At 72.3% G+C, this 20556-nt stretch carries 22 protein-coding genes; 16 read left to right on the forward strand and 6 right to left on the reverse strand.

The features are described from left to right. Positions 1-53 precede the first annotated feature (53 nt). Positions 54-266, forward strand: a complete 213-nt coding sequence (locus ACZ5XS_RS17505; RefSeq protein WP_468652154.1) for a hypothetical protein — start codon at positions 54-56, stop codon at positions 264-266. On the opposite strand, the gene ACZ5XS_RS17510 is transcribed toward ACZ5XS_RS17505, so the two are convergent. Continuing rightward, positions 247-735 (reverse strand): GNAT family N-acetyltransferase, encoded by a 489-nt coding sequence (locus tag ACZ5XS_RS17510; RefSeq protein ID WP_468652156.1) that lies wholly within the window; start codon positions 733-735, stop codon positions 247-249. The genes ACZ5XS_RS17505 and ACZ5XS_RS17510 overlap by 20 nt on opposite strands. A gap of 73 nt (positions 736-808) precedes the next feature. Here ACZ5XS_RS17510 and ACZ5XS_RS17515 point away from each other — a divergent pair, with 73 nt between their 5' ends. After that, complete coding sequence (locus tag ACZ5XS_RS17515; protein WP_468652158.1) at positions 809-1705, forward strand: TIGR01777 family oxidoreductase; 897 nt, start codon at positions 809-811, stop codon at positions 1703-1705. Between the two features lie 158 nt (positions 1706-1863). After that, positions 1864-3237 (forward strand): NAD(P)/FAD-dependent oxidoreductase, encoded by a 1374-nt coding sequence (locus tag ACZ5XS_RS17520; RefSeq protein WP_468652160.1) that lies wholly within the window; start codon positions 1864-1866, stop codon positions 3235-3237. 47 nt (positions 3238-3284) lie between these two features. On the opposite strand, the gene ACZ5XS_RS17525 is transcribed toward ACZ5XS_RS17520, so the two are convergent. After that, positions 3285-4721, reverse strand: a complete 1437-nt coding sequence (locus tag ACZ5XS_RS17525; protein ID WP_468652161.1) for a regulator — start codon at positions 4719-4721, stop codon at positions 3285-3287. Positions 4722-4943: 222 nt separating this feature from the next. On the opposite strand from ACZ5XS_RS17525, the gene lipB reads away from it, so the two are divergent. The 4 genes from lipB to ACZ5XS_RS17545 all read left to right on the forward strand — a co-directional run bounded on the left by lipB (position 4944) and on the right by ACZ5XS_RS17545 (position 8128). After that, positions 4944-5783, forward strand: a complete 840-nt coding sequence (gene lipB, locus ACZ5XS_RS17530; protein ID WP_468652163.1) for a lipoyl(octanoyl) transferase LipB — start codon at positions 4944-4946, stop codon at positions 5781-5783. A 119-nt stretch (positions 5784-5902) separates the two neighbouring features. Further along, entirely contained in the window at positions 5903-6868 is a 966-nt protein-coding gene (gene lipA / locus ACZ5XS_RS17535; RefSeq protein WP_217237142.1) for a lipoyl synthase, read from the forward strand. Positions 6869-7156: 288 nt separating this feature from the next. Further along, complete coding sequence (locus tag ACZ5XS_RS17540) at positions 7157-7357, forward strand: SCO2195 family GlnR-regulated protein (RefSeq protein WP_468652165.1); 201 nt, start codon at positions 7157-7159, stop codon at positions 7355-7357. Between the two features lie 69 nt (positions 7358-7426). Next, positions 7427-8128 carry a DUF4191 domain-containing protein gene (locus ACZ5XS_RS17545; RefSeq protein WP_468652167.1) on the forward strand — a complete coding sequence of 234 codons (702 nt, stop codon included), beginning with the start codon at positions 7427-7429 and terminating at the stop codon, positions 8126-8128. 86 nt (positions 8129-8214) lie between these two features. On the opposite strand, the gene ACZ5XS_RS17550 is transcribed toward ACZ5XS_RS17545, so the two are convergent. Further along, on the reverse strand, positions 8215-8682 hold the full coding sequence (locus ACZ5XS_RS17550; protein WP_217237139.1) for an RDD family protein: 468 nt from the start codon (positions 8680-8682) through the stop codon (positions 8215-8217). A gap of 197 nt (positions 8683-8879) precedes the next feature. Between ACZ5XS_RS17550 and glnA the strand changes: the two genes are divergently transcribed. The 5 genes from glnA to pspAB all read left to right on the forward strand — a co-directional run bounded on the left by glnA (position 8880) and on the right by pspAB (position 13703). After that, positions 8880-10289, forward strand: a complete 1410-nt coding sequence (glnA, locus tag ACZ5XS_RS17555) for a type I glutamate--ammonia ligase (protein ID WP_217237138.1) — start codon at positions 8880-8882, stop codon at positions 10287-10289. A 113-nt stretch (positions 10290-10402) separates the two neighbouring features. Further along, the gene (locus tag ACZ5XS_RS17560; protein ID WP_468652170.1) at positions 10403-10660 is read left to right on the forward strand and encodes an SCO2583/SCO2584 N-terminal domain-containing protein; all 258 of its coding nucleotides are present in this window, start codon (positions 10403-10405) and stop codon (positions 10658-10660) included. Between the two features lie 2 nt (positions 10661-10662). Then, positions 10663-12096: a hypothetical protein gene (locus tag ACZ5XS_RS17565; RefSeq protein ID WP_468652172.1), complete on the forward strand. Its 1434-nt coding sequence runs from the start codon at positions 10663-10665 to the stop codon at positions 12094-12096. Between the two features lie 99 nt (positions 12097-12195). Beyond that, positions 12196-13116: a zinc metalloprotease HtpX gene (gene htpX / locus ACZ5XS_RS17570; protein ID WP_468652174.1), complete on the forward strand. Its 921-nt coding sequence runs from the start codon at positions 12196-12198 to the stop codon at positions 13114-13116. Between the two features lie 2 nt (positions 13117-13118). Next, on the forward strand, positions 13119-13703 hold the full coding sequence (gene pspAB / locus ACZ5XS_RS17575) for a PspA-associated protein PspAB (protein ID WP_468652176.1): 585 nt from the start codon (positions 13119-13121) through the stop codon (positions 13701-13703). Between the two features lie 43 nt (positions 13704-13746). Here the strand turns inward: pspAB and ACZ5XS_RS17580 are convergent, their stop codons facing one another. Beyond that, entirely contained in the window at positions 13747-14037 is a 291-nt protein-coding gene (locus ACZ5XS_RS17580; RefSeq protein ID WP_468652177.1) for a hypothetical protein, read from the reverse strand. Positions 14038-14270: 233 nt separating this feature from the next. Between ACZ5XS_RS17580 and ACZ5XS_RS17585 the strand changes: the two genes are divergently transcribed. Continuing rightward, positions 14271-15905 (forward strand): alpha/beta fold hydrolase, encoded by a 1635-nt coding sequence (locus tag ACZ5XS_RS17585; protein WP_468652179.1) that lies wholly within the window; start codon positions 14271-14273, stop codon positions 15903-15905. A 20-nt stretch (positions 15906-15925) separates the two neighbouring features. Here ACZ5XS_RS17585 and ACZ5XS_RS17590 read toward each other — a convergent pair whose 3' ends face one another. Then, the gene (locus ACZ5XS_RS17590) at positions 15926-17299 is read right to left on the reverse strand and encodes a DUF2252 domain-containing protein (RefSeq protein ID WP_468652181.1); all 1374 of its coding nucleotides are present in this window, start codon (positions 17297-17299) and stop codon (positions 15926-15928) included. A gap of 187 nt (positions 17300-17486) precedes the next feature. Here ACZ5XS_RS17590 and ACZ5XS_RS17595 point away from each other — a divergent pair, with 187 nt between their 5' ends. Next, a complete protein-coding gene (locus ACZ5XS_RS17595; protein WP_468652183.1) occupies positions 17487-18671 on the forward strand; it encodes a winged helix DNA-binding domain-containing protein in 1185 nt (394 codons plus the stop codon). 167 nt (positions 18672-18838) lie between these two features. Here the strand turns inward: ACZ5XS_RS17595 and ACZ5XS_RS17600 are convergent, their stop codons facing one another. Continuing rightward, on the reverse strand, positions 18839-19153 hold the full coding sequence (locus ACZ5XS_RS17600; RefSeq protein WP_468652185.1) for a hypothetical protein: 315 nt from the start codon (positions 19151-19153) through the stop codon (positions 18839-18841). 173 nt (positions 19154-19326) lie between these two features. Between ACZ5XS_RS17600 and ACZ5XS_RS17605 the strand changes: the two genes are divergently transcribed. Next, positions 19327-19686, forward strand: coding sequence for an arsenate reductase family protein (locus ACZ5XS_RS17605; RefSeq protein WP_217237128.1), 360 nt, complete (start codon positions 19327-19329; stop codon positions 19684-19686). A gap of 58 nt (positions 19687-19744) precedes the next feature. Beyond that, on the forward strand, positions 19745-20554 hold the full coding sequence (locus ACZ5XS_RS17610) for a hypothetical protein (protein WP_468652188.1): 810 nt from the start codon (positions 19745-19747) through the stop codon (positions 20552-20554). Positions 20555-20556: the final 2 nt, after the last annotated feature.

Below are 20556 nucleotides of genomic sequence, written 5' to 3' on the forward strand. Positions count from 1 at the left end.
CTCGTACGGCTCAATCCGCTGTGCCGGAGCGGTCCCGGGCGTACCCCTGAACCATGTCACGCGCTCTCGCCACCCTCGCCACCCTCGTCCCAGGCCCCCTGCTCGCCCTCACCGCCGCCGCTCCGGCGCCGGATTCCGGCGGCAAGGGCTGGGTGCTCGCCGGCTTCGCCACGGCGGCGGCGCTGGCCGGGGTGCCGCTGTACCTGGTGGCGCGCAGACGCCGTACGACCGCCTCGGCGGACCAGATCAGAGACTGCGGCCCATGAGCACGTCGTCCACGTACCGGCCGTCCAGGTGGAACTCCTCGGGCAGCACGCCCTCCACGACGAAGCCCTCGGACTCGTAGAGCCTGCGGGCCGGCGTGTTGTGGCCGAGCACCCGCAGGGTGATGCGGCGCGCGCCCTGCCTGCGCGACTCGTCCTGTACGGCCCGCAGCAGCGCCCGGCCGACTCCCGCACCGCGCGCCTCCTCGGCGACGGCGAGGCCCTGGATCTGGCGGACGTGGGCGTTGCAGGCGAGCGAGGTCGGGTAGGCCAGCCGGACGAAGCCGACGATCCTGCCGCCGAGCTCGGCTACCAGATGGTCCGGCGGGCCGAACCGCTCGTTGAAGAAGGGCTCGTACGGCGGCTGCGGGCGGGGCTGGACGGCGTGCAGCGGGGACCACGAGTCGCGGTCGAGGCGGCCCAGCGCCTCCTCGTCGTCGGGGCTGGCGTGACGTATGTACGGAACCGGCATGCCGGTCACCCTACGACGGCGTTCGCGGGACCCCGTCGGGGTTTTCCGCGGCCACTGAGCAAGGATGGTTCTCATGGAACGTTCGCGAATCGCGGTGGCCGGCGCGTCCGGTCTCATCGGCGGGGCCCTGGCCCGGTCCCTGACGGCCGACGGACACGAGGTGGTGCGTCTGGTGCGCCGACCGCCCACATCGCGGGACGAGGTGCGCTGGGACCCCGAGCGGAAGTACGTCGACGCGGCCGGGCTCGAGGGATGCGACGCCGTGGTCAACCTGGCCGGGGCGAACGTGGGGTCGCGCCGCTGGACCGACGCCTACAAGGAGCGGATCCGCTCCAGCCGGGTGCTGGGCACGGCGGCCCTCGCCGAGGCCGTCGCGTCCCTGGACCGGCCGCCGCGGGTCTTCGTCAACGGCAGCGCGATGGGCATCTACGGCGAGACCGGCGACCGGCCCGTCGACGAGGACGCCCCGCCCGGGCAGGGCTTCCTGCCCGAACTGTGCGTGGAGTGGGAAGGGGCCGCGGCGCCGGCCCAGGCGGCAGGCGTGCGGACGGTGTTCACCCGGACGGGCCTGGTGGTGTCCCGCGAGGGCGGGGCGTGGGGGCGGCTGTTCCCGCTGTTCCTGGCGGGGCTCGGCGGGCGGATGGGCGACGGGCGGCAGTACTGGTCGTTCGTCTCGCTGCACGACGAGGTGGCCGCGATCCGCCATCTCATCGACACCGAGGGCCTGTCGGGGCCGTTCAACCTGACCGCCCCGCACCCGCTGACGAACGGTGAGATCACCGCCGCGATGGGGCGCGTGCTGCGCCGGCCGACGCTGTTCACGGTGCCCGCGCCGGTGCTGCGGGCCGCGCTCGGCGAGATGGCCGGGGATGTGCTGGGCAGTCAGCGGGTGTTGCCCATGCGGCTGTTGGAGTCGGGGTTCACCTTCGCGTTCCCGGAGATCGAGGAGGCTATCCGGGCGGCGAGGTGACGTCTGTGATCGCATGCGACCGTCGTGCGACCGTGCCCTGCCGATGCGCGACTGCCCCCGACCGATCACGGCCCTACCCTCGACCCGAACTCGGGTATTCCCGGAGGCAGTTGGGGGCATGACGTCTCCACCGGCCGCGCAACCTCGAGGAGGGGCACGTGCTTGAGCCCGCGTACCAGGCGGACGTCGTGATCGTGGGAGCCGGGATCGCCGGGCTGTCCGCGGCTCATCGGCTGAACAGCGCAGGAGTGACGACCGCCGTGCTGGAGGCCGCCCCGGGGGTCGGCGGCCGGATGACGACCGAGAAGGTCGACGGCTTCCGGCTCGACCGCATCGGACAGCTGCTGTCCACGGCCTACCCCGAACTACGGCTGACACCGGGGCTGGACGGGCTCGTGCTGCGGCCCTTCGCGCCGGGCGTCCTGCTGCACAGCGACGGCCGCCATCACCGCGCCGCCCCGCCCCTGGGCGTGGGGGGCGCACGGGGCGCACTCCACGCGGTGCGCGCCCTGGCAAGCGCCCCCGCCAAGGGGCGGACGGCTCCCCGGCCGACATCCGTGCCGAGGGCCGGGACGACCGTCCCGCTCGGCACCGCCGTCGACCAGGCGCGGCTCGGCGCCGCGCTGTCCCGGATCGCGAACGCTCCCGTCGGGCGCCTGCTGGCCCGCCCCGAACTGCCCGCCGGGCAGGCCCTCGCCGCCCGTGGTGTGCCGGCCCGCACGATCGACGGCTTCCTGCGTCCGCTGCTCGCCGCCCTGCTGTGCGACCCTGAGCTGACCACGTCCAGCCGGTGCGCGGACCTCGCGCTCAGGGCGTTCGCGGCCGGGCGGCTGTGCGTGCCGGAGGGCGGGGCCGAGGTCCTGCCCGAGTTGCTCGCGCGGACCCTGCCGCCGGGCACCGTGCACACCGGCGTCCGGGTCACCTCGATCTCGACGACCTCGGTGACGACCGCCGAGCACGGCGAGATCCGCTGCCGGGCCGTGCTCGTCGCGACCGACGCCCGGGCCGCCGCCGAGCTGCTGCCCGGGCTGCGGGTACCGGACTTCCACCCGGTGACAGTCGTCCACCACACGACGGACGAGCCGCCGGCGACGGGCGCGGCCCTGCTGCTCGACGCGGACCGGGGCGGCCCGGTCGCGCACACGGCGGTGATCAGCCGCGTCGACCCGTCCCGCGCCCCCGCGGGCCGCACCCTGGTCTCCTCGACGGTCCTCGGCCCGCCGCCGTCCGACCTGGAGGCCGCCGTCAGCATGCACCTGTCCCGCCTGTACGGCACCTCCACCCGCCGCTGGGAAACCCTCGCCGTCCACCACACCGCCGAGGCGGTCCCGGCGATGCGCCCGCCGCACGACCCGCGCCGCCCGGTACGGCTGCTGGCGGGCCTGTACGTGTGCGGCGACCACCGGGACACGAGCACGGTGCAGGGGGCGTTGCACTCGGCTCACCGTGTCACGTCGGCGATCCTGGCCGACCTGGGGGCGGCCGGGGCGCTGCACAGGGCGGAGCCGACACCTACAGCGCGGGCTGCCTGAAACCCAGGCGCGCGGACCCCGCCACCGCCGGAGTCACGGCGATCCCCTCACCCCAGTGCCGCGACCTTGTCGCGATATCCCCGCACCGGTGTCGCGTCCTTGTACGGCTCCAGCCTCCGCTCGAAGTCCCGTACGTACTCGACGGCCCGTACCGACCGCATCTCCGCCGCCTGGCCGGCCGCCTCGGCGCCCAGCGCGCAGGCCTGGTCGAGTTCGCCGAGGCCGAGGCGGGCGGAGGCGAGGACGACGCGGCAGAAGAGGCGGCTGCGGGCGTAGGAGGGGGCGCGCAGCTGCAGGGAGCGCTCGGCGTGCTGGGCGGCCGAGCGGAACTGCTGGAGGTCCCGGTGGCAGTGGCCGAACTCGTCGGCGAGCTGCGCCTCGTCGAAGAACCGCGCCCAGTACGGGACGTCGTCACCGGGCCGGGCCGCCTCCAGGGCGCGCTCGGCCCGTACCAGCGAACCGGTGCACAGGCGCACCTCGCCCAGCACCCCGTGCCCGCGTGCCTCGACCGCGTGCAGCAGCGCCTGCACGACGGGCGGGGCGTTGGTCCCCACCCCCTGCTGCGCCACCCGCGCGAGCTGCACGGCCTCGCGCCCGTGCCCGAGGTAGACGGCCTGCCGGCTCATGGTGACCAGCACGTAGGAGCCGTACGCCCGGTCCCCGGCCGCCTGCGCCAGCCTGAGCGCCTGCACGAAGTAGCGCTGGGCGAGGCCGTGCGCCGCGATGTCGTACGACGTCCAGCCAGCGAGCCTGGTGAGGTCGGCGGCGGCGGCGAACAGGCGGCGGCCGGTCTGCTCGCCGTAGGTGCCGCGCAGCATCGGCTCGCACTCGTGCTCCAGGTAGCGCACGAGGGCCTGGCGGGCGTGGCCGCCGCCGTACATGTCGTCGAGGGAGCGGAACAGCTCGCCGACCGAGCGGAGGGCGGCGATGTCGCCGCCGGTGACCTTCTGGCCCGGGCCGCGTTCGGCCGTGCCGCGCTGCCGGGGCACCCCCGGGCGGCCCTGGACCGGGACCCGCAGGGGCGCCTCGCCGCGGGCCACCTTGTCGTCGGGACGGCCGATCAGCCAGTCCCGGCTGGGAACGACCAGGCCGGCCGGGGTGAAGGCGATCTTGCGGAGTTCGGCGTGGCTGCCGGAGTCCTTGCGCCACAGCCCGCTGACGATGTCGACGGCCTCTTCGGGGCCGGCGGCGAACTCGAGGCCCGCGTAGACCGGGGCGCAGGCGTCGAGTCCGAGGTCCTGGGCGGTGAGCCGGCGGCCGAGGCGGCGGGTGAAGACCTCGGCGATCAGGGCGGGGGTGGTGCCGCGGGGCTGCTGCCCGCGCAGCCACCGGGTCACGGAGGTCTTGTCGTATCTCAGGTCCAGCCCGTGTTCGAGTCCGAGCTGGTCCACGCGACGGGCGAGACCCGCGTTGGAGAACCCCGCTTCTGCGATGAGCGCGGCGAGCTGTCGGTTGGGAGTGCGCTGCGCGGGTCGTTCCGTCATCTGCGGTGCGGTCTCCTGCCTTTCGGGCCGTCGCGCGGCCTCATCGGCCGCGTGGTGCCCGGATTGCCTGTGAGCAGCCCTTATGGCCTCTGTGAACGGCGTGAATGTAGCGGAGAGTGAGCAGGTGATCGCACACTTCGACGTTCGTTCATCCGATCGTGTGAGGATTAGCCGCACGGCTGACGCGCGACGCTCGGTCGTACAGTGGCGTGGGCACGCTTCGTGCCTTACGACCCCGCCAGGGCTTCAAGGGAGGCGCTTGCCGTGAGTGAGTTGCGGTTCGTCCGGATGGGATTCGGTGCGGACGCCGTCGAGTACCGGGAGGCCTGGGACGAGCAGCGCCGGGTGCACGCGGCCCGGTTCGCCGACGAGGTCCCCGACACCGTGCTGCTCCTGGAGCATCCCCCGGTCTACACGGCCGGCCGGCGCACGGCGGACAGCGAGCGACCGCTCGACGGCACCCCCGTCGTGGACGTCGACCGCGGCGGCAAGATCACCTGGCACGGCCCGGGCCAGCTGGTCGGCTACCCGATCCAGAAGCTTCCGCGTCCGGTGGACGTCGTGGCGCACGTACGGCGGCTGGAAGAGGCCCTGATCCGCACCTGCGCGGAGTTCGGCCTCGAGACCAGCCGGGTCGAGGGCCGCAGCGGGGTGTGGGTGCTCGGCGACCCGGTCGACCAGCGCCCCTCCCTCGGCGGGCTGTCCCTGGACTTCGACCCCCGTCTGCACGACGAGGAGTTCGACCCGCGCATGAACGGTCCGGAGTACGCCCCCTCCAACGCCGGCCAGCGCCGCGAGGACCGCAAGATCGCCGCGATCGGCATCCGCGTGGCCAAGGGCGTCACCATGCACGGCTTCGCACTGAACGTGAACCCGGACAACCGGTGGTTCGACCGGATCATCCCGTGCGGGATCCGGGACGCCGGCGTCGCCTCGCTCGCCGGCGAACTGGGCCGGGACGTCACGATCGACGAGGTGCTGCCGATCGTGGAGCGGCACCTGAAGGACGTGCTCGAGCACGCGGACCTCAAGCCGCGGGAGATCGAGCGGACCTCCGCCTAGCGGGAATGCACCCCGGGAGTTTCGGGTTGGCCTCGAAGGCAGGGCCCATTTACCACGGGCGTACCCTGGTGTGCGCCGAAGAATCGAAGATTACCCAAAGCAATCAGCAGGGAGCCGACGTGTCCGCAGTCGCACCCGACGGACGCAAGATGCTGCGCCTGGAGGTCCGCAACAGCCAGACCCCCATCGAGCGCAAGCCCGAGTGGATCAAGACCCGGGCGAAAATGGGTCCCGAATACACCAAGATGCAGAACCTCGTGAAGAGCGAGGGCCTGCACACCGTCTGCCAGGAAGCCGGCTGCCCCAACATCTACGAGTGCTGGGAAGACCGTGAGGCCACCTTCCTCATCGGCGGCGACCAGTGCACGCGGCGCTGCGACTTCTGCCAGATCGACACCGGCAAGCCCGAGGCGCTGGACCGGGACGAGCCCCGGCGCGTGGGCGAGTCCGTGGTCACGATGGACCTGAACTACGCCACGATCACCGGCGTCGCCCGCGACGACCTGGAGGACGGCGGTGCCTGGCTGTACGCCGAGACGGTCCGCCAGATCCACGAGCAGACCGCCTCCCGCGAGGCCGGCCGCACCAAGGTGGAACTCCTCGCCCCGGACTTCAACGCCGTACCGGAGCTGCTGGAGGAGGTCTTCGCCTCCCGCCCCGAGGTCTTCGCGCACAACGTCGAGACGGTCCCGCGCATCTTCAAGCGCATCCGCCCCGGCTTCCGCTACGAGCGCTCGCTGAAGGTCATCACCGACGCCCGCGACTACGGCCTGGTCACCAAGTCGAACCTGATCCTCGGCATGGGCGAGACCCGCGAGGAGGTCAGCGAGGCGCTGCGGCAGCTGCACGAGGCGGGCTGCGAGCTGGTGACCATCACGCAGTACCTGCGCCCGTCCGTGCGCCACCACCCCGTGGAGCGCTGGGTGAAGCCGCACGAGTTCGTGGAGCTGAAGGACGAGGCCGAGCAGATCGGCTTCTCCGGAGTGATGTCCGGTCCGCTGGTGCGTTCCTCGTACCGCGCCGGCCGGCTGTACCAGATGGCGATCGAGAAGCGGGGCTCCTACGTCGCCTCGCAGGCCGTCTGAGCACCTGCCCGCCTGACAGACCGTCACCCGCCTTGCCCGTACCGACCGTGGCAAGCGTGTGAATTCACGCACAAGTAGCTACCTGCCGGTAGTGACCGATATGACGCGGCCCTGACCGTCCTCGCTGATGAGGACGCATGTCAGGGCCGTGTCGCCGTTCGGGAGCTCAACATCGGGGCTTCATGGGTGTTTGACCGGTCGGTCATGCCCTGGTAACACCAATCAGTGACCCTGGACTTACACCACGTACACCCATACCCGCACGGGTATCGAGGGGGGACCTCCATCATGCAGGCCGCGCCCGTCCGCGCCACCGCCATCCCGACCGTCACCGACGCACTCCGCGCCGTCGAGTCACTGCTCATGAGCAGTGGCCAGCGCACCGCCCGCCGCAACGCCTGGACGTCCGTCCTGGAGGACCGCCGCCGCGCCAAGGACCGGGTCGAGGCGCAGCGCGTCCTGGAGCAGACGTTCACCTTGCGTCCCTGACGCACCTCCGCCCCGCTCCCGCGGGCACTGCCGTCGTCGGCGCTTGCCGGGGCACGTAGACTTCGTGCCATGGCGAGGAAGGACACGGCAGCGGACGCTGCGAATCCCGGGCGACTCAAGCAGATCGCTCTGACCTACAAGATGACTCGCAAGGCCGACAAGAAGATCGGTCTTGTACTCGCGGCTGTCGGAATCGTCACCATCGGTGTCTTCCTCGCGATCGGTTTCTTGATCGGTCATCCCATCTATCTCGGCATTCTCGGCCTCCTGTTCGCCTTCCTCGCGTCGGCGATCGTGTTCGGACGCCGGGCCGAGCGAGCGGCCTTCGGGCAGATGGAGGGCCAGCCGGGCGCGGCAGCGGCGGTACTCGACAATGTCGGCCGGGGCTGGACGACCACCCCGGCGGTGGCGATGAACCGCAGCCAGGACGTGGTGCACCGGGCGGTCGGCAAGGCCGGCATCGTCCTGGTCGCCGAGGGCAACCCGAACCGGATCAAGAGCCTGCTGGCCGCCGAGAAGCGGAAGATGAACCGCATCGTCGCGGACGTGCCGGTGCACGACCTGATGGTGGGCACGGGCGAGGGTCAGGTCCCGCTGAAGAAGCTGCGCACGACCATGCTGAAGCTGCCGCGCGTGCTGACCGGTCCGCAGGTGACGGCCACCAACGACCGGCTGCGGGCCATGGGCGACCTGATGAGCAACATGCCACTGCCCAAGGGGCCGATGCCGAAGGGCATGAAGCTCCCGAAGGGCGGGCCGAAGGCCCGCTGACTCCCCCGTACGACGAAGGGGGCGCCCGGATCACTCCGGGCGCCCCCTTCGTCGTACGGACTCCTCGCACGGACAGGACACGGACGCTAGATGCGCACTTCCACGGTGCGGGCCAGCCGGTCGTGCAGGCCACGGCCGTCGCGGTCCCAGATCAGGGCCGGGATGGCGAGGCACAGCAGGGCCGTGCGGAGCAGGGCGCGGACGGGGCTGACGCGGCCGGTGTCGGCGGCGACCACCCGCAGGCCGAAGAGGCGCTTACCCGGAGTGAAGCCCACGGTGCCGACGGTCAGGGCGCCGAGCAGGAAGAAGAGGAGGAGCGCCCAGTTGCTGGTGGCCTGGTCGTAGCCCTGCGTGATGAGACCGTATGCGATCAAGAGGCACAGTCCCCAGTCCACGGCGATGGCGCCGAGGCGCCGGCCGGGGCGGGCGATCGAGCCCGGTCCCTCCTCCGGCAGACCGAGCTGCTCGCCGCGGTATCCGAAGTCGACACCGGCTTCTTCCGCGGCCGCGCGCGGTCCGGAAAGCCACGATCCGATTGCATGCCTGTTGTCCACCCGTCCACGGTACTGTGCCCGTTTCGCGATACGGACAGGTGGGGTGGGCGCCGCGATGTCCGGTTAACTTGTGCGAAACAAATGGGTCACGCCTGAGAAATCACCCGTCCCTAGGGTCGACGACAGCGTGTGCCACCGCACTGGCCGCACGAACGAACTACCACCCCGGCTCGACCGTCGGGAGTAGGAGGAGCTGGATGTTCCAGAACGCCGACGAGGCCAAGAAGTTCATCGCGGACGAGGGCGTCAAGTTCGTCGACGTCCGCTTCTGCGACCTGCCGGGCGTGATGCAGCACTTCACGCTGCCCGTCGAGGCGTTCGACCCGGACGAGGAGCTTGCCTTCGACGGCTCGTCGATCCGTGGCTTCCAGGCCATTCACGAGTCCGACATGGCGCTGCGCGCGGACCTGTCGACCGCCCGGCTCGACCCCTTCCGCCGCGACAAGACGCTGAACATCAACTTCTTCATCCACGACCCGATCACCGGCGAGCAGTACAGCCGTGACCCGCGCAACGTGGCGAAGAAGGCCGAGGCCTACCTGGCGTCGACCGGTATCGCGGACACCGCGTACTTCGGTCCCGAGGCCGAGTTCTACGTCTTCGACTCCGTGCGCTTCGCGACCAGCGCGAACGAGTCCTTCTACCACATCGACTCCGAGGCGGGCGCCTGGAACACCGGCGCCCTCGAGGACAACCGCGGTTACAAGGTCCGTTACAAGGGCGGTTACTTCCCGACCCCGCCGGTCGACCACTTCGCCGACCTGCGTGCGGAGATCTCGCTGGAGCTGGCCGCTTCCGGCCTCCAGGTCGAGCGCCAGCACCACGAGGTGGGCACCGCCGGCCAGGCCGAGATCAACTACAAGTTCAACACGCTGCTCGCCGCGGCCGACGACCTCCAGCTCTTCAAGTACATCGTGAAGAACGTGGCCTGGCGCAACGGCAAGACCGCGACCTTCATGCCGAAGCCGATCTTCGGCGACAACGGCTCGGGCATGCACGTCCACCAGTCGCTGTGGACCAACGGCTCCCCGCTGTTCTACGACGAGGCCGGTTACGCGGGCCTGTCGGACACCGCCCGCTTCTACATCGGCGGCATCCTCAAGCACGCCCCCTCGCTGCTGGCCTTCACCAACCCGACGGTGAACTCCTACCACCGTCTGGTGCCGGGCTTCGAGGCGCCGATCAACCTGGTGTACTCGCAGCGCAACCGCTCCGCCGCGATGCGTATCCCGATCACGGGTTCCAACCCGAAGGCCAAGCGCGTCGAGTTCCGCGCGCCCGACTCCTCCGGCAACCCGTACCTGGCGTTCTCGGCCCTGCTCCTCGCGGGCCTGGACGGCATCAAGAACAAGATCGAGCCGGCCGAGCCGATCGACAAGGACCTGTACGAGCTGGCTCCCGAGGAGCACGCGAGCGTGGCGCAGGTCCCGACCTCCCTCCCGGCCGTCCTCGACCGCCTCGAGGCCGACCACGAGTTCCTCCTCCAGGGCGACGTCTTCACGCCGGACCTGATCGAGACGTGGATCGACTTCAAGCGTGCCAACGAGATCGCGCCGCTGCAGCTGCGTCCGCACCCGCACGAGTTCGAGCTCTACTTCGACGTGTGACCGGCCCGTAGGTCCTTCGACCGCGCCCCCGCTCCTGGATTTCTCAGGGCGGGGGCGTCGTCGTATGGTGTCCGGCACAATTGTTCGATACGGAGACGACGGGGGTTACGGGGATGCCCGAACAGGACGATGTGGAGCGGGAGTTCGACCTCAAGTGGGCCGACAACGCCGAGCACAAGGAGCCCTCCGCGCGGGCCCGGATGCTGGCCGCCCGCTGGAGGGAGAACCCGCCCGAGCCGCAGCCGTTCCGCGCCGACCCGGATTCGGCGGGGCCGCGCCGTTCGTCGTGGGTGTCGACGGTCGTCGTGCTCGGGACCATGGCGGCGATCATCCTGCTTCTGGGCTACGCGAACTTCCGGTCGCCGTACTAGCCATGCGCGATGACATCCGGGGAGGCGGAGAGGCGGCACGCCGGCTCGCGGAGGGGGCCTCGCTGCGGGACGTGCTCGATCCCGCCGAGCCGACGGCCTGGCTCGCGCTGGACGCGGGGACGCGCGCGTGGCTGACGCCCCGGCTGCTGCCGACGCGGGCGGAGGTCGAGGGCCGACGCGGGTGGCTCGCCGCACTCCGCCGCCCCGACGCGCTCGCCGAGCCCCGGCTCGCACTGGGCCTGTGTCACCGTGACGGCCGGGTGCGCGAGGCGGCTCTCGGTCCGGCGGCGCGCCGGCCCGGCCTGTTGCCGCTGGTCGTCGTCCGCACCGCCGACTGGGCCGCCCCCGTGCGCGAGCGGGCCCAGGAGGTGCTGCGCGCCGCCCTCGATCCGGACACCGCCCTCACGCTCGCGTCGCTGATCCTGCTCGTCGGCCGGCGCGGCCGGGGGGCCTTCGGCGTCGGCCTGCTGGAAGAGGTCCTGCGCCGGGCGCCCCGTGAACATCTCGCGCCCCTGTTCACCCACGCCGACCGAGCCGTACGCCGCTTCGCCCACCGCCTCGCCGTCGACGAGGGGCACCTCTCCCCCGCCGAGCTGGCCCGCGCCGCCGCCCGTGACACCGACCCGGTCGTCCAGGACCTGTGCGCCGAGGCCGCCCTGGCCGCCGTACCGGAGGACGGCCTGTCCGACGACGTGCTCGAACCGCTGCTGACCGCGCGCGGGCCGCGGGTGCGGTCCGCCGGGGTGACCGCGCTGCGGCGGGCCGGGCGGCCCGATCGGGCGGAGGGATTTCTCGGAGACCGGTCGGGACTCGTGCGGGCCTGCGCGCGCTATGTCGTACGGCAGGCGGGGCGCGATCCGCTGGTCTGGTACCGGCGCCGGTGTGCCGACGCGGGTGATCCTGCGCTGCCGCCCGGGGCGGTCGCCGGGCTGGCGGAGTGCGGGGAGCGGGCGGACGCCGAGTCGCTGTGGCCGCTGCTGGGCCATCCGGCGCCGGGGGTGCGGGCGCGGGCGGTCGGCGGGCTGCGGGTGCTGGACGTGACGGACGTACGGCGGCTGCGGGCGTTGCTCGACGACCCGGAGCCGGGGGTCGTGCGGGAGGCGACACTGGCGCTGCTGCCGCTGGCCCGGTCGCTGGACGACGGGTGGCTGACGGAGCGGCTGGCGGCGGGGCGGCCCCGGCATGTGCGGGTGGCCGCGTTCCGGCTGCTGGACGCGTGCGGCGGTCTGGTGCGGCTGCGGGCGGCGGTCGCCATGCTCGACGACCCGGATGCCAGGCTGCGGCGCTGGGCCGGGCAGTCGGTGCAGAGCTGGCGTGTGACGGCGGACGTGCCGCCCGGGTCGGCGGAGGTGGGCGAACTGCTCGACCGGGGGCGGCATCTGTTCAGCGAGTACGTGCTGAAGAGACGGAAGTGGGCGGCCGGCATCGAGGGCTGAACCTTTGCTGGTCCTAGGGCTGATCACGACCGCCTCGTGGGCCGGGCCGGTGCACACTGGGCTGCGGGGCGAGTGCCTGACTGCGGAGTGTGATGCGTGATGCAGAGCCGCTTCCCAAGCGACCGGCGGTTGACCGTACGGATGACGGTCACGATGTTTCTCCTCGGGCTGCTGTACGTGGCCTTCGTCGCAGCGCTGGTCGTGCTGCTGAAGTCGTGGGTCCTGGTCGTGGTGGTCGCGGCGGGGATGCTCGGGGCGCAGTACTGGTTCTCCGACAAGATCGCGCTGTTCGCTATGCGCGGGCGGGTCGTGGAGCGGGAGGAGTATCCCGAGCTGCACGCCGTCGTCGACCGGCTGTGTGCCCTCGCGGACATGCCCAAGCCGGTGGTCGCCGTGTCGGGGATGGACATGCCGAACGCGTTCGCGACCGGGCGGAACCCCGACAACGCCGTCGTCTGCGTGACCACCGGGCTGCTGCGCCGGCTGGAGCCGGCGGAGCTCGAGGGCGTCCTCGCGCACGAGCTGTCGCACGTGGCGCACAAGGACGTCGCCGTGATCACCATCGCGTCCTTCCTCGGGGTGATCGCGGGCCTGATCGTGCGGTTCGCCTTCTACTCGCAGCTGTTCGGCGGCGGGCGCCGGGACCAGAACACCGCCGTCGTCCTCGCCGCCGTGATGGGCGTGTCGGCAGCCGTGTACGCGGTCAGCTTCCTGCTGATCAGGGCGTTGTCCCGGTACCGGGAGCTGGCGGCGGACCGGGCGGCGGCACAGCTCACCGGCCGGCCCTCGGCGCTGGCGTCCGCGCTCACCAAGGTCACCGGTGACCTCGCCCGGATCCCCTCCAAGGACCTGCGCACGGCCCAGGCCTTCAACGCCTTCTACTTCACTCCCGCGCTGGGCGCCGAGCCGGGTGCGGCCCGGCTCTTCTCCACCCACCCGAGCCTGGAGCAGCGGCTGGAGCAGCTGGGGCGGATCTCCGTCGAGCTGGGCGAGGCGACGACTCCGGGGAGGGCGGGCTGAGGATGGGGCTGCTGGACATCCTGCTGGGCCGCACGAAGCCGGTCGCACCCGATCTCGACCAGCTCTTCGCGCTGCCGTCGGCGGCGGTGTCGCTGGAAGCGGCCGCCTCCTTCACGCCGACCGGGCGGGGTGCGGTGTGCTTCGCCACGGTGGAGGGCGCGGCCTTCGAGCAGACGCACCGGGAGGTGCAGGCGCTGCTCGACGCGGACACCGACCGGGAGGGGCCGCCGGTGCAGCTGCGGCGGGACGGCTACGGGTACTCGTGGCTGGTGTCGGAGCGTACTCCCGACCAGCTGCCGCTCCTGGTCAACGACCTGCACGCGGTGAACAGTTCGATGGAGGTCAACGGCTTCGGGCCGCAACTGCTCTGCTCGCTCGCCGGGTTCCGCGATCCGGAGGGCCGGTCGCTGGCGATGGTCTACCTCTACAAGCGCGGCACCTTCTACCCGTTCGCGCCGCTGCCCGGCGAGGGGCAGCGGCGCGACAACGCGACGGAGCTGCGGGTGAAGGCGGCGCTGGCGGACGACCTGCGGATCGAGCCCGATCTGAGCCGCTGGTTCCCGGTGTGGGGCGCCCCCGGTCTGTGACGACGGCCGGGGGCCACCGGGATCACCAGCGGTCCCCCTGGTCTCACGTGCTCTTCCCGCGCTCCTGACGGCGGGACTCGAAGGGGCGCTCGCGGCGGTAACGGCGCTCCCACCTGGCCTGCTTGTCACGGCGGTCGCGGTACGCGCGGTAGCTCGCGGGCGTGGGCCCCGCCGGGGCTCCCCCCGTCGGCGAGGACGGCGAGGAGGGCGCGGACGTGCCGCGTCCGTACTGCACGTACAGGAAGAGCACGGCGACGGCGACGAGCCAGTAGACGGGGTTTCCGAATCCCAGAACGACCAGGACGACGGTCCCGGATATGACGATGGTGCCCATGACGGGCCTCCGTGGGCGTGGGTCGGTACGAGCGGTGATCTGTGCCCCGACGGGGCGCCGGGGTGGGCGGCCGTCCGTCGGTGCGTAGAGAGTAGCCCCGAGACCGCGGGGTGATACCTGTCCTGCGGAACGCGGTGGTGGACAACCTTTCGACGCGTGTCCAGCGTAGGGAAGCGGTCACTTTGCGTGCATCCCCTTTTCCTGAGGACGGTGGGCCGTGAGTGAATGGGGAAATGAGCGAGCTCTCCCCCTTCACGTACGGCTACGCCGGTGAACGGCTCAGTGGTGTGTACGGCGGAGACGACGGTGGTCCGGACCGGGCCACCGTCGTTGTGCTGCACGGAGCGGGCAACGGCGGCAAGGAGCGGCTGCTCCCGCTGCTGACGGAGTTCGTCGCGCACGGCTGCCGGGGCCTCGCCCTCGACTTCTCCGGGCACGGCGAAAGCACGGGCACCCTGCCGGAGTTGAGTCTGCGCCGCCGCTTCGAGCAGGCGGTGACGGTCGTCGACGCGTTCGTCCCGGCGGACGGGCCGCTGGTCCTGGTCGGGTTCAGCATGAGCGGCCAGACGGTCGCCGACCTCGCCGCGCACTACGGCGACCGGGTCACGGCACTGGGATTGTGCGCGCCCGCCGTGTACGCGGCCGGGGCCTGGGACGTGCCGTTCGGGACGGGCGACGGCCGGTTCAGCACGCTCATCCGCACCCCCGGGAGCTGGCGGACGTCACCCGCGCTCGACGTGCTGCGGGCGTACGGGGGGCGGGCGGTACTCGCGGTGCCGGGTACGGACGCGGTGATCCCACCGGAGGTCACGGAGGCCGTGCAGGACGCCCTCTGCACCCGGGCCCAGTTCACGCGCTTCGAACTGCCCGATGCTGACCACCAGTTGGGCATGTGGTTCCGCGATCATCCCGAGGACCGGCGCGCGTTCGTGTCGGCCGTCCTCGCGCCGGGGTGGACGGCGACCCGGTCGTGGGTGGCCAAACAGCTCCCGGAGGGGCGGACGGTTCTCGACAGCCGTCCGCTGTCCGGCGGCTGGAGTGCCCAGATGCGCCGTCTCACCCTCGACGACGGCACCGGGCTGGTGCTGCGGACCTTCGTGAAGCCCTTCTTCCGCCGGCACGCCCCGGGGCTGCTGACCCGCGAGGCGTCCGTCCTCGCGCTTCTCGCCGGGCAGGACGGCGTCCCCGCCGCACGGCCGGTCGCCGTCGACGCCTCGGCCGAACTCTGCGACCATCCCTCGTTGTTGATGTCGCTGCTGCCGGGGCGGGTGCGGGTCGACGAGGACGACACCGCCGAGTTGGAGCGGCGCCTGGACCTGCTGGCGGCGCAACTCGTCAGGATCCACGGGGTCGTACCGGACGAGCGTCCGCGCCCCTATCAGGCCTGGACGTCGCCGGAGCGGGCGGTCACCCCGGCGGGGCCGCTGTGGGAGCGGGCGGTGGACGTGATCCGCCGCGAGCCCCCGCCCTACGAGGGCTGTTTCCTGCACCGGGACTTCCACCCGGGGAACGTGCTGTTCGAGGGGAGCGGCGACGGACTGCGGATCAGCGGAGTCGTCGACTGGGTCGAGACGTCGTGGGGCCCCGCCGACCTGGACGTCGCCCACTGCTCGACGACCCTGGCGCTGCTGCACGGCCCCGGGTACGGACTCGGCTTCCGCGCCCGCTACGAGGCGCACGGCGGCCGCCGCCTCGCCGACGGACCGGACCATCTGTACTGGCGGCTGCTGGACGCCCTCGGCTACTCCCCCGACGCGGCGAAGCTCGCGGGTCCCTGGCGGGAGCTGGGCCGCACCGATCTGACGGCCGGGGTACTGGGCGGGCGGCTGGAGGCGTACGTGGCCGGGCTGCTGGAGAGGTACGCCTGACCCCGCCCCTCACCGGTGTGTCAGACCCCCGGGTCGGCACTCACCACGCCCGCCGCGACGGCCGCGCACAGCGTCGCGTGGTCGTGGACGGTCTGGTCGGCGTAGCTCAGCGCGAAGTCGGCGACGGCCCGTTCGAAGGTGTCCGCGCCGCCCAGGTAGCCGGCGATCGCGATGCGGTCACCGGAGCGGGCGTGCGCGCGGGCCAGCGCGGTGCCGCACAGCCGGGCGTAGGCCACGAGTTCGGCCGGGCTCATCCCGGCGACGTCCGCGGAGCCCTTCATGTCGCGCAGCTGCCGCCAGTAGAACGCCCGTCCCTGCGGTCCGCTCATCCACCCCAGGAAGACGTCACCGGTGGCCTGGAGGAGCCGCTGGCCGGCGACGACCCGGTGTCCCGGATGGACGTACGGCCCGTTCGACAGATGCTCTTCCAGTACGGACTCGCGCGCCTCCTTGAGCTGCAGGAACAGCGGGTCGTCCGCGTCGCGGCCGGCGAGCAGCACGATGAAGCAGCGGATGCCGACGCTGCCGACGCCGACGACCTTGCGGGCGGCGTCGACGAAGCGGTAGCGGTCCAGGAGCAGGCGGCGCTCCTCGCCGAGGGTGGAGCGGTAGTCGCTGAAGATCTTGCGCAGGGCGGCCATGTCGGGGGCACCGGCGGGTTCGAGCAGCGGCGGGTCGTGGATGAGGCGCCGGTGTCCGTCGACGACGGCCGTGAGCCTGCCGAGGGCCTGGAGGCTGGTGCGGCGGCGGGCACGGGTGAGGCTGGATTCGACGCGGCGGCGCCGACCGGCGGAGCGGACCAGGGGCAGCAGGCTGTCGGCGTCGAGGCGCTCGTACCAGACGTCGAGTTCGCCCTGCCGGGCCAGGCGGCGCATGGTCACGCGGTAGGCGGCGGTCGCCTCCAGGGCCGCGCGGTGGGTCCTGGCGTCGCTGTGACCGTTCTCGCGGGCTGCGACGGCGACGCTGGCGGCGAGGCGTTTGACGTCCCATTCGAAGGGACCGGGGAAGGTCTCGTCGAAGTCGTTGACATCGAAGAGCAGGGCCCGCTCCGGGGACGTGTGAAGGCCGAAGTTGAGCAGGTGGGCGTCGCCGCAGAGCTGCACGGTGAGTCCGGTGTGCGGCTGGGCGGCGAGATCGGCCGCCATCACGGCGGCCGCCCCGCGCAGGAAGGCCAAGGGGGAGGCGGTCATGCGGCCGTAGCGGACCGGGAGCAGCTCGGGCAGGCGGTCACGGCCCTGCCGTTCGAGTACGCCGACGGGGTCGGGGCGGCCGACGGAGGGAATCCAGCCGGCGTGCGCGGAGCGGGGGACGCGCTTGCGGGCGGCTCTGCCTCGGGCGGCGCGGGCGGCGGGGTCGGTGCGGCGGGCCGGGTGGACCGGGTCGGGGCCGGTCATCTGCGTCGTCTCCGCATCACGCCTCCTGGGTGCCCTGGTTTCCGGCTGGGTGCCCTGGTTGCCGTCACCTCCTGATCGCAGTGAAGGCCCGGCTCGGGGGCGTCCGCATGCCGGGTACGGCAATCGGGTGACGGCACCTCGGCCTCGGCGGGCCCCGGTTGTCAGTGCCGTCCGGGAGGATGCCGGTATGGGTGACGAGGAGCGGTACATCGGCGTGGCGGAGCGGCGGACACGGCTCGCGCTGCGCCACCGGCTGGCCGGGGCGGCACGGGCGGGGAGTCCGGAGGAGGTCGCCGGCTCCCTGGTCGCCCTGCACGGATCGGACCCGGCGACGGTGTACCTGGCGGTGGGCGCGCGGCTCGCGGACCCGGCGGGAACCGTGCCGGAGACCGGCCGGGCGCTGTACGAGGACCGTGCGCTGGTCCGGATGCACGGCATGCGGCACACGGTCTTCGTGTTCCCGACGGAGCTGACCGCGGTCGTGCACGCCTCGACCGGCCTCGTGGTCGCCGCGCGGGAGCGGGCCGCGCTGCTCAAGGCCATGGCGACGGCCGGTGCGCCGGACGCGGCCTGGCTGAAGGAGGTCGAGGATTCGGCGCTGGCCGCGCTGGCGCGGCGCGGACAGGCGACGGCGACGGAGCTCGCCGCGGACGAGCCGCGCCTGCGGGAGCAGTTCGTGTACGCGGCCGGGAAGAGCTACGAGGGCGTCCACACCGTCTCGACCCGTCTGCTGAGGGTGCTGGGCGTCGAGGGCAAGGTCGTGCGGGGCCGGCCGCTCGGCTCCTGGACGTCCGGCCAGTTCCGCTGGGCGGTGTCCCCCGCCCACCCCGAACTGGACGCGGCTGAGGCCCAGGCCCTGTTGCTGGAGCGCTGGCTCGCCGCGTGCGGCCCGGCCACGGAGGCCGACCTGAAGTGGTGGACGGGGTGGAAAGTCACCGACGTCCGCCGGGCGTTGGCGGCGATCGGCGCGCGGCGGGTGTCCCTGGACGAGGGCGTGGGGTACGTCGTCGACGGCGACGCCGGCCCGGTGGCGGGGCCCGTCGAACCCTGGGCCGCGCTGCTGCCGGCGCTCGATCCGACGGCGATGGGCTGGCAGCAGCGGGACTGGTATCTGGCCCCGGAGTCGCGCCCCGCGTTGTTCGACTACAGCGGCAACGTGGGGCCGACGGTGTGGTGGAACGGCCGGGTGGTGGGCGGATGGGCCCAGCGGGCGGACGGGGAGATCGTGTGGCGGTTGCTGGACACGGAGGGGGTGGGGCGCGACGCGGAGGCGGCGATCGCGGTGGAGGCGGAGCGGTTGCGGGGGTGGGTGGGGTCGGCGAGGGTGACACCGCGGTTCCGGACGCCGCTGGAGAAGGAGTTGTCGGCGTAGGGGTTGTGCGGGTGGGTGGGTTCCGTGCGGGTGGGGGTTCCGTGCGGGTGGGTTTCTCGCCCCGTACCAGAGGGCTCCGCCCCCTGGGGGTCTGGGGGCGAAGGCCCCAGGGGCGGCAACACCGGCGCCGGGTGCCCGTACAAACACGGGGCACCCGGCACCGAGGCTCACCGCGAGTAACGCATCAGCGCCCGCACCATGTGGCACGTCGTGTCCGACGGCGGGTGGACGCCGATCGTCTCCGCCGCGCTCCGTATCGTCTCGTTGCGGGCCTGGTTGGGCACGAAGACGCCCGAGTCGAGCAGGGCGATCGCCAGGCGCATGGCCTTGAGCCGGCGGTTGTGACTGACGTACCACTCACGCGGCCGCCCCGGCGGCAGCGGGCGCTTCTCCACGGGGGCGTACGGTATGTCGAGCAGTACGGGACGCTTCGCGGTGGACTGGGTGGGCAACGGCTTCGGCTTCAGTGCGGCAGCGGGCACAGGCATCCTCCTGTCGCGGTCAGGGTGTCCCCCCGGAGATCTCGACACCCCGGCGACACCCTCGAACACTGCTTCTATTCTACTGCCCGGCACTGACAAAAGCCCCTGGCCAAAGGGCTGCAGGGGGCGCTGTGACACAGGTGGAAGACGGGTTTTCGCGTACCGTGGACCGTATGGAAATCTGGATCAACCCGGCCTGTTCGAAGTGCCGCAGCGCCCTCACCCTGCTCGACGCGGAGGGCGCGGACTACACCGTCCGCCGCTATCTGGAGGACGTGCCGAAGGAGGACGAGATCCGTGACGTCCTCGACCGCCTCGGCCTCGAACCCTGGGACATCACCCGCACCCAGGAGGCCGCCGCGAAGGAGCTCGGCCTCAAGGAGTGGCCCCGGGACGACACTTCGCGCGACCGCTGGATCACCGCACTCGCCGAGCATCCCAAGCTGATCCAGCGCCCGATCATCACCGCGGACGACGGCACGGCCGTGGTGGCCCGCACCGACGAGGCCGTACGCGACGCCTTGTCCCGGTAGCCAACGGTTTGTCGGGCGGCGGGAGTTCGGAGGGCTCGCGCTGTTACCCTCCGCCGCCATGACCTTCGGTGATCAAGGAATGCCGCACCCCTCCGACCCGTACGCCTCATGGGTGGCCGAACAGGAGCGCATACGCAGAAGACGCCGCACCCGGCGCGCGGTCGCCGCCGGCACGGGCGTCGTCCTCGTGGCCGCGATCGCCGCGGGCGCGGTGCTGTTCGAGGGCGGCGGTGACGGCGAGACGGCCACGACAACCCCCCTGACGTCGGCGACCACGGGCACCGGCACCCCCGTGCCGTCCGTCACCGCCGCCCTCCCCTCCGACGCCCCGACCACCCTGCCCTCCCTGCTCGCGCGGCCCGTGATCCGGCCCGAGCAGGCCTTCCCGCAGCAGAACGTGCGCCTGAAGGACGGGTCCCGGCACCACCGCGTCGACCTCGCCACCACCACCGACTGCGCCCGCGGCATGTCACCGGAGCTGGCCGCGCTGCTCGAACAGGGCGAGGGATGCGTCCGGTTGACGGCGGCGCTGTTCACGGACACCGAGCAGCGTTCGCAGGTGACGGTCAGCGTGCTGAGTTTCCGGCGTGTGGAGGACGCCTCGGCGGTGTTCATGATGGCCTCGATGGACCCGGTGGCGTATCAGGTGGTCTCGCTCGACCCGCCGCCCGAGGCGGGGCTGCCGACCGTGCCGCCCGGTTCGGCGGGGGTCTTTCGGCGGCTGATGACCGTGCGCTCGGTGGTGTTCGCGAACGGGCAGTGGGGCGACGGGGCGGAGACCAGGGAGGACGAACTCACGCGCCTGACCGAGGGGTTGCTCCAGCACGTCAACGACACGGTGGCGGCGTACGAGCAGGGAGACAGCTGACC

The organism is Streptomyces sp. NPDC033131, assembly GCF_055578365.1.

Excerpts from the sequence above, each read along its gene's own strand:
- ACZ5XS_RS17545 (WP_468652167.1), top strand. The coding sequence starts at position 7,427 with ATGGCGAGGAAGGACACGGCAGCGGACGCTGCGAATCCCGGGCGACTC.
- ACZ5XS_RS17540 (WP_468652165.1), top strand. The coding sequence starts at position 7,157 with ATGCAGGCCGCGCCCGTCCGCGCCACCGCCATCCCGACCGTCACCGAC.
- ACZ5XS_RS17605 (WP_217237128.1), top strand. The coding sequence starts at position 19,327 with ATGGAAATCTGGATCAACCCGGCCTGTTCGAAGTGCCGCAGCGCCCTC.
- ACZ5XS_RS17505 (WP_468652154.1), top strand. The coding sequence starts at position 54 with ATGTCACGCGCTCTCGCCACCCTCGCCACCCTCGTCCCAGGCCCCCTG.
- ACZ5XS_RS17515 (WP_468652158.1), top strand. The coding sequence starts at position 809 with ATGGAACGTTCGCGAATCGCGGTGGCCGGCGCGTCCGGTCTCATCGGC.
- ACZ5XS_RS17580 (WP_468652177.1), bottom strand. The coding sequence starts at position 14,037 with ATGGGCACCATCGTCATATCCGGGACCGTCGTCCTGGTCGTTCTGGGA.
- ACZ5XS_RS17595 (WP_468652183.1), top strand. The coding sequence starts at position 17,487 with ATGGGTGACGAGGAGCGGTACATCGGCGTGGCGGAGCGGCGGACACGG.
- ACZ5XS_RS17590 (WP_468652181.1), bottom strand. The coding sequence starts at position 17,299 with ATGACCGGCCCCGACCCGGTCCACCCGGCCCGCCGCACCGACCCCGCC.
- pspAB (WP_468652176.1), top strand. The coding sequence starts at position 13,119 with ATGGGGCTGCTGGACATCCTGCTGGGCCGCACGAAGCCGGTCGCACCC.
- ACZ5XS_RS17565 (WP_468652172.1), top strand. The coding sequence starts at position 10,663 with ATGCGCGATGACATCCGGGGAGGCGGAGAGGCGGCACGCCGGCTCGCG.
- ACZ5XS_RS17585 (WP_468652179.1), top strand. The coding sequence starts at position 14,271 with ATGAGCGAGCTCTCCCCCTTCACGTACGGCTACGCCGGTGAACGGCTC.
- ACZ5XS_RS17510 (WP_468652156.1), bottom strand. The coding sequence starts at position 735 with ATGCCGGTTCCGTACATACGTCACGCCAGCCCCGACGACGAGGAGGCG.
- htpX (WP_468652174.1), top strand. The coding sequence starts at position 12,196 with ATGCAGAGCCGCTTCCCAAGCGACCGGCGGTTGACCGTACGGATGACG.
- ACZ5XS_RS17525 (WP_468652161.1), bottom strand. The coding sequence starts at position 4,721 with ATGACGGAACGACCCGCGCAGCGCACTCCCAACCGACAGCTCGCCGCG.
- ACZ5XS_RS17610 (WP_468652188.1), top strand. The coding sequence starts at position 19,745 with ATGACCTTCGGTGATCAAGGAATGCCGCACCCCTCCGACCCGTACGCC.
- glnA (WP_217237138.1), top strand. The coding sequence starts at position 8,880 with ATGTTCCAGAACGCCGACGAGGCCAAGAAGTTCATCGCGGACGAGGGC.
- ACZ5XS_RS17560 (WP_468652170.1), top strand. The coding sequence starts at position 10,403 with ATGCCCGAACAGGACGATGTGGAGCGGGAGTTCGACCTCAAGTGGGCC.